The sequence below is a fragment of the Methylophaga thiooxydans DMS010 genome, assembly GCF_000156355.1.
Taxonomy (GTDB): Bacteria; Pseudomonadota; Gammaproteobacteria; order Nitrosococcales; family Methylophagaceae; genus Methylophaga; species Methylophaga thiooxydans.
The window spans coordinates 51427-63752 of record NZ_GG657889.1 but is presented as its reverse complement, the minus strand read 5'-3'; the positions used below and the strand labels follow the sequence as shown (position 1 = coordinate 63752).

At 45.4% G+C, this 12326-nt stretch carries 10 protein-coding genes; 1 reads left to right on the top strand and 9 read right to left on the bottom strand.

All coding sequences use genetic code 11. The annotated features are described in order from the left end of the window. Positions 1-9: 9 nt before the first annotated feature. The 7 genes from MDMS009_RS03345 to MDMS009_RS03315 form a co-directional block, all read right to left on the bottom strand. Entirely contained in the window at positions 10-285 is a 276-nt protein-coding gene (locus MDMS009_RS03345; protein WP_008290399.1) for a DUF2933 domain-containing protein, read from the bottom strand. A gap of 117 nt (positions 286-402) precedes the next feature. Continuing rightward, positions 403-2850, bottom strand: coding sequence for a copper-transporting P-type ATPase (locus tag MDMS009_RS03340; protein WP_193345547.1), 2448 nt, complete (start codon positions 2848-2850; stop codon positions 403-405). Between the two features lie 14 nt (positions 2851-2864). Beyond that, the gene (locus MDMS009_RS03335) at positions 2865-3182 is read right to left on the bottom strand and encodes a heavy-metal-associated domain-containing protein (RefSeq protein WP_052093803.1); all 318 of its coding nucleotides are present in this window, start codon (positions 3180-3182) and stop codon (positions 2865-2867) included. Continuing rightward, on the bottom strand, positions 3179-3604 hold the full coding sequence (locus MDMS009_RS03330; protein WP_008290477.1) for a MerR family transcriptional regulator: 426 nt from the start codon (positions 3602-3604) through the stop codon (positions 3179-3181). Before MDMS009_RS03330 ends, MDMS009_RS03335 begins: the two co-directional genes overlap by 4 nt. A gap of 289 nt (positions 3605-3893) precedes the next feature. Continuing rightward, positions 3894-7016, bottom strand: a complete 3123-nt coding sequence (locus tag MDMS009_RS03325; RefSeq protein WP_008290452.1) for an efflux RND transporter permease subunit — start codon at positions 7014-7016, stop codon at positions 3894-3896. 12 nt (positions 7017-7028) lie between these two features. Further along, positions 7029-8588, bottom strand: coding sequence for an efflux RND transporter periplasmic adaptor subunit (locus tag MDMS009_RS03320; protein WP_237700464.1), 1560 nt, complete (start codon positions 8586-8588; stop codon positions 7029-7031). A 64-nt stretch (positions 8589-8652) separates the two neighbouring features. Beyond that, positions 8653-10017, bottom strand: a complete 1365-nt coding sequence (locus tag MDMS009_RS03315; RefSeq protein WP_008290463.1) for a TolC family protein — start codon at positions 10015-10017, stop codon at positions 8653-8655. Between the two features lie 914 nt (positions 10018-10931). Here MDMS009_RS03315 and MDMS009_RS03305 point away from each other — a divergent pair. Continuing rightward, complete coding sequence (locus tag MDMS009_RS03305) at positions 10932-11531, top strand: lycopene cyclase domain-containing protein (protein WP_237700463.1); 600 nt, start codon at positions 10932-10934, stop codon at positions 11529-11531. Positions 11532-11534: 3 nt separating this feature from the next. On the opposite strand, the gene MDMS009_RS03300 is transcribed toward MDMS009_RS03305, so the two are convergent. Next, positions 11535-12014: an eL24 family ribosomal protein gene (locus tag MDMS009_RS03300; protein ID WP_237700462.1), complete on the bottom strand. Its 480-nt coding sequence runs from the start codon at positions 12012-12014 to the stop codon at positions 11535-11537. A gap of 21 nt (positions 12015-12035) precedes the next feature. Beyond that, positions 12036-12293 (bottom strand): DUF5676 family membrane protein, encoded by a 258-nt coding sequence (locus MDMS009_RS16670; RefSeq protein WP_036310941.1) that lies wholly within the window; start codon positions 12291-12293, stop codon positions 12036-12038. Positions 12294-12326 lie beyond the last annotated feature (33 nt).

The window sequence follows — 12326 nt, the reverse complement described above, 5'->3', positions numbered from 1 at the left end:
TCCTGAGCCTTAATGATGATGGTGCTCATGCTCCCGATGGTCATCCTCGACCTCACGTTGATTCGCATCTTGTTCACCTCCGTGTTGGCCATGGCCAGCATGTCCTCCATGACTACCATGCATAAACAGATGCAACAAAGGGCAAGCCAATAGAATCAAGTAAGGCAAAAACTGCCAGACATGCTGGCGATGTTCCATCAAAAGAAAGTAACTAACGACCCCAATCAACACCAGTGCAGCGAAACCCGCCGGGGTTTTCCAAAATGATGGTCTTTGTGTGTCCATAAGGCACCTCATGCGTAAGTGAAAATCAGCGTTTGTTACACTCCGCTTAACGTAGCGCTAGGAGTGTTCATTCACTCTAAAAAAACATCCAACTTGAATCCATTGAGACAAGCTGATTCAGATCCGTGCCCGGCGCAGCCTCAGCGAATTGAGAACAACAGAGAGCGACGAAGCACTCATGGCAAAAGCAGCAAAAATGGGCCCAATCAATATCCCAAGGAACGGATAGAGAATTCCTGCTGCGATAGGTACGCCTGAAGCGTTGTAGATCAGCGCAAAAAAGAGGTTCTGACGGATATTATGCATGGTTGTATGGGCAAGGCGGCGTGCGCGAACTATTCCGTCCAAGTCACCTTTTACTAGAGTGAATCCTGCACTTTCAATCGCCACATCAGCGCCTGTTCCCATCGCGATCCCAACATCAGCCTGTGCCAAGGCTGGTGCATCGTTAACACCATCACCTGCCATTGCCACTTTACGTCCCTGTTGCTGTAATTCTCTAATAATACGAGCCTTGTCAGCAGGCAGAACATCAGCACGAATTTCATCGATGCCAAGTCGTGCAGCAACTGCCTGAGCTGTACGTTCGTTATCACCGGTTGCCATAATGATATTAAGGCCTAGCTCATGCAGTGTCTTTAGTGCCGCCGGTGTGGTCTCTTTGACAGGATCAGCAACGCTGACCAATCCGGCAATTCTGTCATCAAGCACAATGAACATCACTGTTTCACCCTCATCACGGCGCGCATTGGCCTTAGCGGTCAAGTCTCCGCTTTGCAATCCCATATCAGTAATCAGGGCAAGATTACCCAACGCCACCGCTTTACCGCCTACAGTGCCTTTAACACCTTTGCCTGTAATCGCCTCGAAGTCTTCAGCATCAGCAAAGGCTACGTTACGCTCCTCAGCACCACGAACGATGGCCTCAGCCAACGGGTGTTCTGAGCCGCGTTCAAGCGAGGCCGCCAATCGAAGTACCTCAGCCTCGTCGTGCCCTGCTTCAGGCAAAACGGCAACCAGCTTCGGTTTACCTACCGTCAACGTACCGGTCTTATCCACGATCAGCGTATCGACTTTCTCAAAACGCTCCAGAGCTTCAGCGTTTTTAATCAACACACCAGCTTGTGCACCACGTCCAGTCGCCGTCATGATCGACATTGGAGTAGCCAAGCCCAGAGCACAAGGGCAAGCAATAATCAAAACAGCCACAGCTGATACCAGTGCATACGACAAGGCTGGCGCTGGCCCCCAAATAGACCAGGCAATAAAAGAGACAATTGCAACACCGATTACAGCAGGCACAAATTTGCCGGCAACCATGTCAGCCCATTTCTGAATGGGTGCTCGTGAGCGCTGCGCCGCTGCCACCATTTCCACGATTTGGGCGAGCATCGTGTCAGAACCGACACGCGTTGCTTCCATAACCAGACTACCTGTTCCATTGATTGTCGCCCCTGTCAGCTTATTTCCCTCGGTCTTTTCCACGGGTACGGGTTCACCTGAAATCATGCTTTCGTCAACTGAAGAGCGGCCATCGACCACTACACCATCAACGGGTACCTTATCGCCGGGTCTTACCCGAAGCCGATCACCAACCTGCACATCTTCAAGCGGAACTTCTTCCTCACTGCCATCCGGACGTATCACCCGGGCTGTCTTTGCGGCAAGATCAAGCAGTGCACGTATGGCCTTACCCGTGCCTTCTCGGGCACGTAGCTCCATAACTTGGCCAAGCAGGACTAATGTGACAATGACTGCTGCCGCCTCAAAATACACACCGACGTGTCCGGTTTCCGGATCACGAAAGCCAGGAGGGAAGATACCTGGTGCAATTATCGCAATCATTGAGAAGATATAGGCCGCCGAAACCCCCATGCCGATTAGTGAAAACATGTTGAGGTTCATGGTGCGGAACGAGTTCCAGCCGCGTACGAAAAATGGCCACCCTGACCAAAGAATGACAGGCGTAGCGAGCACCGCTTCAAGCCAGAGCGATGTTGTCTCACCTAAAAACTCACGAATTTGCGTAATCCCTATAAATGGACTCATTGTCAGGATCAGTAAAGGAATCGTCAGTGCTGCCCCAACCCAGAAACGTCTGCTAAAGTCCACTAGTTCGGGGTTAGGCTCATCTCCAGCCATCGCAGCTGATTCCAACTCCAGCCCCATGCCGCACAATGGACATGAGCCCGGTTCTGTCTGGCGAACTTCCGGATGCATTGGACAGGTGTAGACAGGTCCGCTCCAGCCCTCAGGAACGCTATCGTATTTACTACCTGCCATACTTTTGCTTTTGTTGGGCGAGCTATGTTCATGGTGCGCGTGGGAAGAAGTGTCATGACTACCACAACAGCCCGCTTCGCCATCGCTTTTTGACTCAGCATGGTGGACGTGTTCATTATGAGATTTGAGTTCACCTTCTGGCACAAGGTGCATGCCGCATTTCGGGCAGTCACCTGGTTGCTCGGACCTCACTTCCGGGTGCATTGGACATACATAGATAGTATTTTTTTCTGCACCTTGCTGGCTGTGCTTATTTGACGATTCTGTATTCTCAATATCCATGGCTAACTCCGGACTTAGTTGACAGCAGTGGCTGGGTATCCCACATTTTCGAGTGTCTCAATCAATTCGTCAGTTTGTACTGTTCTCGCCACTGATAAGACACGACTGGCCAGATCCATACTGACATCTGTAACGCCAGTCACGGCCCTAAGTGCATTCTCAATACTCTTTACACTGCTTCCACATGAGGCGCCTTCAACCTTTAACTGCTTGACTGGAAACTCACTGACAACGGGCTTAATAGCTACGCTGGCTGTAGTGGAGGTTTTTGGGGCACAACAGCAACCTGGCTTGGCTGTTCCAATTTGAACTGTTAAATGTTTTATACTCATTTTTCTTCCAGTATTAATGGGATCGTAAATTCTTCTATCAAATGGCAAATCATCTCGCCTGTGGGCTCCATATCTGGCATTCGTTGCCATACTGCCAAGGCCTTTTGCATCCTTTCTCTCAGTTGCTGCATTTCCTGGAAACGCTCTTCAGTTTCTTGCAAACGCTTTTCAAGCAAGTGCCTTACCTGAGGGCAAGGCGACCTCTTCTTGTCGGCGTCGGCCAATATTTGCTGAATATCATCAATCGAAAAACCCAGTTGTCTGGCTGTTAATACAAACTTCAAACGCTTTACATCTTTTTGGCTGTATTCTCGATAGCCATTGAATCGGTTTTTTTCAGGATGAAGCAACTTGGCACGGGTATAAAACCGAACCTTATCAGGGCCTACGTTCAGTAGTTTCGCAACCTTGTTAACAAGCATTCGCCCACTCCCATTGTCAGACTTTTGAACCCCAAAGCTGAGTTTTAAACTTTGGTTTGACTAACAGGTTAGTCCAACCTTAAACCTGTGTCCTTGACATAGGTCAATACGGTTGTAATTAATTATTTAAAATGTAACCCAATGCCTTTACCAATCATTTATTCACTTCTTATATTTTTATCTCCCTGAAGGGCATGTGCCTCTGCAAGGAGCGTCTATCCCAGAAGAGATTAAATAGCTCCGTCTATTGGATATACGTATAAGCATTACAAAGCTGAATAATAGGTTTCTACTTTGATTTCAGCTTCCATAGGTAATAGAAAGCGGGCAGTACTAATAAGGTTAAAATGACCGCACTTACCATTCCTCCTACCATCGGAGCAGCAATTCGGCTCATTACCTCAGAGCCAGTTCCTGTACCAAGTAGTATGGGTATCAAGCCTGCGATGACCGCTGCTGCAGTCATCATCACCGGACGAACACGCAATCCCGCTCCAGTGATAACCGCTTGCATCAATTGAGTCTTGGTTAGTGAGTTCCCGATTGAATTAGTTGAATTCTTAGTGAGCTTTTCTCGCCAGGCTTGATTGAGGTAAACCAGCATGATCACGCTGATTTCAACAGCCACCCCAGCCAGTGCGATGAATCCCACACCAACAGCAATAGAAAAGTTAAAGCCCATCAAGTAGAGCAACCAGATACTCCCAATCAAGGCAAAAGGCAATGTACCCATCAGTAGGACAACTTCCGTAAAGTTTCTGAAATTCATGAATAGGAGTATGGCTATAATCGCTAGTGTCAGTGGTACTACATAAGTGAGCTTTTCTTTGGCTCGAAGCATGTATTCATATTGACCTGACCAATGGATTGAGTAGCCGGTAGGGAGTTCCAGTTCTTTACGGACGGACTCCATAGCTGTTTCAACATAAGAGCCAATATCAACACCTTCTATATCAACGAATGTCCAGCCGTTGATACGGGAGTTTTCACTTTTGATTGCTGGGGGGCCACTTTCAATTTTTATGTCAGCTACATCACCCAGAGCGATCCTTTGTCCTTTAGCCGTGACAATCGGAAGTAATGCCATCTGCTCTGGTGAATCCCGATAGGACTGTGGGTATCTTATATTCACGGGATAACGCTCAAGCCCCTCTACAGTTTGGGTGACATTTACCCCGCCAATTGCAGATGCAACGACTTGTTGTACGTCGGCAATATTAAGACCAAAGCGTGAAGCTTTTTCTCGATCAATATCCACCTTGATATAACGCCCACCGGCAACACGCTCGGAATAGACTGAGGCGGTACCAGGCACATCTGCCAATATTGTTTCAAGTTGTTGGCCTATCTGCTGAATTACAGGGAGTTCTGCGCCAGCAACTTTTATCCCCACCGGGGTTTTAATCCCCGTTGCCAACATGTCAATCCGTGTTTTTATCGGCATGACCCAAGCATTGGTCAGACCGGGCAATTTAACCAAATTATCAAGCTCTTTTTTCAATGACTCTGTTGTCACACCTTCACGCCATTCACTTCGCTCTTTTAACTGGATGAAAGTTTCGATCATGGTCAATGGAGCTGGGTCGGTCGCTGTTTCAGCTCGGCCAATCTTGCCAAATACCGTTTTCACCTCAGGTACGGTCATAATTAACTTATCCGTTTGCTGAAGAATCTCTCGGGCTTTACCAATGGAAATGCCAGGATAAGTGGTGGGCATATACATGAGATCGCCTTCATCAAGTGGAGGGATAAACTCACTGCCAATTTTCTGTAAAGGCCAGTAGGTTGAAGCCAAGCCAAGTAGCGCAATGAAAATGGCTGTTTTGGGAAACGCTAAAACCATTTTCAAAACCGGCATATAAGCGGCGACCAACAACCGGTTGATGGGATTTTTGTGTTCCGGTAATACTTTCCCTCGGATGAAGTAGCCCATCAAGACAGGAACCAGCGTAATCGCCAACGCTGCAGATGCCGCCATCGCATAGGTTTTAGTGAAGGCGAGCGGTGAAAACATACGTCCCTCTTGTGCTTCCAGTGTAAATACCGGCACAAAACTGACAGTGATTATCAGTAGGCTGAAGAATAATGCTGGTCCAACCTCAGAAGCAGAGTCAGCCACTACTTGCCATCGATTTTCCTTGGTAAGAGACGTTTTTTCCATATGCTTATGCATATTTTCAATCATCACTATAGCGCCATCGATCATGGCGCCGATGGCGATAGCGATACCGCCCAATGACATGATATTGGCATTGATACCCTGGATATGCATGACGGTAAATGCAGTGAGAATACCGACAGGAAGACTAACAATAGCAACAAGTGATGACCGAACATGGAATAAGAAGAGCATACATACCAGTGCAACAACGGCAAACTCTTCCAGTAATTTGTGCCAAAGGTTGTCTACAGCACGCTCAATAAGTCCCGAGCGATCGTAAACCGTCACAATCTCAACACCTTCTGGGAGGCCTTGTTTAAGTTCCTGCAATTTATCCTTGACACCCTCAATGGTTTTTTGTGCATTCTCGCCAAAGCGCATGACGACAACACCACCTACAGTTTCACCGAGGCCATTCAATTCTGCGATACCTCTACGCATTTGTGGACCAAGCTTGATTTCTGCAACATCACCAAGTGTAAGGGGGGTACCCTGGCTATTGACGCCCAAGGGAACTTGGGCGAGGTCGGTTTGGGACTGAATATAGCCGGTCGCTCTCACCATATATTCGGCTTCGGCCATTTCTACTACAGAAGCACCCACCTCCTGATTGCCACGCTTGATGGCTGTCTGAATGTGTGACAGAGGGATACCAAAAGCTCGAATTTTTTCAGGATTCACATTTACCTGATACTGCTTGACCATGCCGCCAACAGCAGCAACTTCTGATACCCCTGGCACTGTCTGTAATTCATATTTCAGGAACCAGTCCTGCAATGAACGTAATTCGCTGATGTCGTGTTTACCGGTTCTGTCTATGAGCGCATATAGGTAAACCCATCCCACACCCGTAGCATCAGGACCCAATTGAGGTCTGGCATTTTCGGGTAGTGACGGTGCCACTTGACTCAAGTATTCCAATACTCTGCTCCGTGCCCAGTATAGATCTGTGTCCTCATCAAAAATTACATAGACATAAGAGTCACCAAAAAATGAATATCCTCTTACAGTGACCGCGCCCGGCACAGATAACATTGCTGTGGTCAGAGGGTAGGTCACCTGGTCCTCAACAACCTGCGGAGCCTGACCCGGATAGCTGGTTTTGATAATAACCTGGACATCGGAAAGATCAGGAATCGCATCTACCGGTGTGTTTTTTAAAGAGACCGCTCCAACACCAACCAAAATCACAGTGGCAAGCAAGACAAAAAAGCGATTACTGATTGACCAGCGAATGATTGACTCAACCATTATTGTTCCCTCTTACATGCCTGAGTGTTGTTGGTATGAATGCTCAGGGTCTTCAGCATTCGCCTTTTGAGTATTTGTTGCCTGATTCAGCGCTATACTGTCAGACTGAACATCATCAAGCATCGAACTCATTGGCCTATTAGATTGTGTTACAGGGCTTTGGTTTGTAGCACCATCATCATTATCTTTGATATGTATCTCGGTGATTTCGTAGCGATCAGTACCTGATTTAGTGATTTCCATGTGTAGTTGAGTACCTTTTGAGAGAGCGCTCAGATCAATACTTTCACTGACAATGAAATCCATAGTCATCGCCGGCCAATCCCACTCACTGATTGCTGAATGGGTAGCTGTGACCATTCGATGTTCCGCCATAACTGACTCAATCTTTGCCTCAACCCATACAGATTGAGGCTTGGAGTCTTCATGATGCATGCGCTTGAAATCTGAAGTCTTGCTGGATTCTGAGTCAAGAAGAAACTGTGCAGAACTGACCACTTCCTCACCCGGTTCAAGACCACTGATGATTTCTACATGATTTTCACCAATGTTGCCGGCGATAACTGCAATAGACTTAAACTTGCCCTCTCCAAGTGCCAGCACAACACGATCCTGATCGCCTGTTCGGATAAGCGCTTCAGTTGGGAGCATCAGTTTTTCTTCCCCTTCAGCAGTCGCTATCGTCACTTGAGCAAACATATTCGGTTTGAGGACATAATCTTCGTTATCAAAGCGAAGCCGGACTCGAACTGTTCTCGTCTCGTCATTTAATGTGGGGTAAACATAGTCGACTTTTCCAAGCCACTCTCTTCCGGGCATATAATCTAGAGTCATGATGACAGCTTGCCCTGCCTCGACCAGCTCTGCCTGACGTTCAAAGATTTCAGCTTCAACCCAGACTGTCATGAGGTCACCCACCGACATCAAATTCATGCCCGGCTTGACATAAAACCCCTCACGCACATTAAGGTTATCGACGACCCCAGTCTGTGGAGCATAGAACGTTATGGCTTGCTGGACCTTGCGTGTTTGTTTGATTTGGTTAATAACTGAGTCAGCTATTTGTAATGCCTTCAAGCGATCTTCAGATGCTTTAATTAAGCGTACATTGTTTCGATTAAGCGCCAAGACAAGCTCTTCTTGGGCGTTTACAAGTTCAGGTGAGTAAAGCTTATAGAGTGGTTGTCCTCTTTTAATTGGGTCACCGGCAGCTTTGACATAAAGCTTTTCTACCCAGCCCTCAACCCGTGGATGGATATGAACTAGTTTGTCTTCATCGTACTGAACATAACCAACCGTTTTTATTTCTGAATGAATGGGCAGGTATTCAGCCTTAACAGTCCTCACCCCGATATTATTGACAACATCTGGAGAGATGGTGATTGTTCCTGGGCCCGAGTCCATGGAGGTTTCGTTTTCTTGATAGACAGGAATCAGATCCATACCCATTGGTGATTTACCCGGTTGGTCTCGGCGATAATTGGGGTCCATAGGTGCAACCCAATATAACGGTTGCTTTTCTACGGAGTCATTATCATGAGCCGTGTTATCTTCAAAGTACTTCCGCGTCATACTATATGTGATTACTGCGGTTAGCATTATTGCAATCAGCATCAGTAATATAGTCTTGTGTGGACTAGTCATTTTGATTCCCGTTAATGAAAGTCTTGTATTCAGATGAACTTGAGAAATAGTTCAGTTCCGCAATTGTTTTTAGCCGGTCTATGTTGATAGACAGGTAGTCGATGTTGGCATTGAGCTCAGCAATACGAGCACGAACAACTTCGGCAAAGTCGCCATCATCATTGGTATAAGCGTTTAAAGAAGCTTCAGCCTGATCATTCATCTCTTTTAACAGGCGCTCACTGTACAGTTCTCGGCGCTTCTCCAGCCAGACTAGTCTCTCTTTGGCTTGATGAAAACGAGCCTTGATAGTACGTAATGCGAGGGTTTTCTCAGTTTTTAATGCTTCCTTACTGCTTACTGCTGCTTCAACTTTCTTGTCTTGTCGTTTTTCCGTGAAAATAGGTAAATCAAAGCTGATACCTAATGAAAAGAAATCACTGCGGTCTTGACCACCGGGGGCATCATCTCTGTAGCCATAGCTTGCATTTACTCCCCATTGTGATTTGTATTTCTGTCTTGTCAGATCAACATTGGTCTCTGAAGCTGTGATTTGTTGCTCTAGGCTCCTGATTATTGGATGGTTAATAAAATCTGGGGTTTCATACTGAGCTAGGTTGACCGTTTCTTCGTGGTCAGTTTTAAGCTTTAATTCTAATTCCGGCAGTGTTTGTGAAACTCCCGCTTCCTGCCAATTTGTTCCCGTGCCATAAAGCCATTCGGCAAGTTTTTCCTGAGTCTCACTTCTTTTTCTATCAAGTACTGTTAGTCGGTCTTCAATTCGTGTCAGCTCGAGCTGGGCTCGAACAAGATCCTGTTGGCGGCTTCTTCCAAATGTACTGCTGTAACTTACTTCAGCCACTTCGACAAGATACTCAAACAATGATCTGTCCTTTTCAATCAGTCGAATAGTCTCTTGGCTCTGATATAAGTCGAGCCATAATTGAGTAACTGTCAATTGCACTTTCGCGTATCTGTCTTGACGCAAAAAAGGGTGCCGGCGACTCATTTCTTCCAACTTTTGTCTTTGCAACTCGAGCGTTTCACCCCGAGGAAAAACTTGGGAGACACCCGCTTTAAATTGTGTCATTGGCTCTTGATTAAAGTCGAAACTGTCCAGAGGCATATTCGCGAATCCAAGTGATATGACAGGATCAGGTAACTGACCAGCAGCTATGCTCTGAGCAATATTGGCCTGTTCTTTCAGATAACTTCCTTCTATCCAGGGATCATTTTTCTGAGCCATCTCGATAGCTTTTTCAAGAGACAGCTCTTGAGCTGACAGAGGCAAAATATTGAGAGCTAGAGCCATAAAAACAAAAGCTTTAAGTGACTCAGTGCTAAAAATTTTAAACCGTAAATATTTGATATTACGCATTGGTACTGTTCCGGTTTGAGCTTGATGAACGTAGTGTCTGCACTGATTTTTGTTTGTCTTTTGAAGACTGGGAGTCAGAAGACACTCAACTCTGTGTTGATGTGGATAATTTAACCGCAAGCAAAAATACAAATATGCTGTTCGTCCCGTGAAACTTGAGCTTATGGTGCAAAATTATTGACACCATTTGAGCTCTACAGTCGTCTAAACAGGCGGATTTATCCTGTGATTAGGGAAATGGGAGGACGGAAAAATGAGTTCGAATCAAAGTCTAAATAGCTTACCCCAAGAACAGGGCGAAGGTAGTTTGAAATTTTGACTGAAAACAGTTGAGAGGGGATGGAAGATGTATGAGCTATCTGACTGAGGGACAAACAATAACTAGCATTACAAGTTGAGGTGTCACAGCAATCTAAAGCCAGCTCTTTACCATGTTTGACATGATGGGTTTGCTCAGAATCACGTTTGTCACTCGATTCCAAAATATGAGAGCCAGACGCATGCATGGTCATATCTTTGCATGGCGCAGATATAGCAATTAGTGGCTGACCTAAAAAAGCCATCACTACAACCACCTGCAAAAATAGTTTGGAAAAACTGAGCATCCTTTCATACGCCTTCAGGTAACATCTTTGAATTCTATAATAACTCCTGCTCTAACAAAAAAGAATATATGTAATGAACTTGTAATGATCTAAATCAAATGTGACAAAGATGTAATGAATTACAGCATTTTATCTATTAGTATTTGTACTTTTTAATCAACAATTATCATTAAAGTTCATATGTGGCTGGTAATTAATTTTAGGGAAGACGTCTAAATGAATGTGCAGTACGTTTGGTTAGTTTGGTCTCTGGCATTTCTTATTCCGTGGCTGATTGTATACATCGCTACACCGGCCTATCGTTCCGTAATGTTGAAAGCAAGCTTGATTACCATGCTCTTTGGATTTACTGAGCCGTTGTTTGTGCCAGAATATTGGAGTCCGCCAAGTTTATTCAATTTGGCTTTGGAAACTGGGTTTGATGTTGAGAGTTTGATTTTTTGTTTCGGTATCGGTGGAATCGGTGCGATAGCTTATAACGTTGTCACTCGCCAAAAGCTTCAAGCTATCTCTTTTCAAGTTCGTTTAACAAAGCGGCATAAACACCACACACTGGCAGTGATTACGCCTTTTCTCTTGTTCCCAATTTTGATGCTTTGGGATTGGAATCCGATTTATCCAGCTATCATGTCGATGATTGCAGGGGGCATAGCAAATAGCCTATGTCGACCAGACCTCGCTATTAAGAGTTTTTGGGGGAGTGTTCTTTTTCTTGTTTATTATTCTCTATATGTTCTTGGGCTTGAAAGCATAGCGCCTGGGTACATTGAACGTGTGTGGAATCTGGACGCGCTCAGTGGACTGTTCATTCTTCGTATTCCTATTGAGGAACTTCTCTTTGCAGCTAGTTTTGGTTATTACTGGACTGGCCTTTACGAGCACTTAACCTGGAAACAAACACAGAGATAACGGTTAATTGTCTTTATATGGATGGCCCAAATTACCCAGTTGTCCTTCTTCGTTGTAATGGATAAAACTATCGTGGATTTTGTCGAGCCATGACTGCTCGATGTGGATGCCCGTAGATTTAATGAAAGCTTCTATTTCTTCTAAAGACACCTCAACCAGATCGTACTCAATCTCGAGTTGGCCTTGATTTATCTTGGCTTCAGTGACTCCCATCAGAGAGTTTAGGGCTTGAACCAGCAGACTTGCTGACTCATTGTTATTTGGCAACTCTAGATTGAGGTTGCGTTTTTTATGCACTTTTATCCCATGTTGTTTGGCTGACTTACCTTGCTTGGGATCACCGATGTACAAGCTTGGTCTTAGATTGAATCTATCTCGGCATTGTTCAGAGCATAACCAAAAAATGATACCTCTGTGTGTGACTGTATAGCTATCTTCAGATACTGTCATTTTGCATACGGGACAATTTTTTGTTTGTGTCATTTCACTACCTTTTCGAATACATCATGACTGAAAGCGATTATATATTACCGCAAAAATCCAAGCACTCAGTCCGACAGACAAAGACCAAAGGATAAGACCTTTAATGAACCCTGATAATGTTAATGACCACATCATGTTCTGAATATCCATATGGATCATATCGCCTGAAGCTATCATGGTCGCTTGGGGTAACATAACTACTAAAAAGCTACACGCGACCCAAACAATAGCAGTTGTCAAGCTAGCAGCTAGAGCGAAGTTTGCACTGTTAAGTTTCATTTTGATTTTCACTCCTATGACTGTGTCTATACA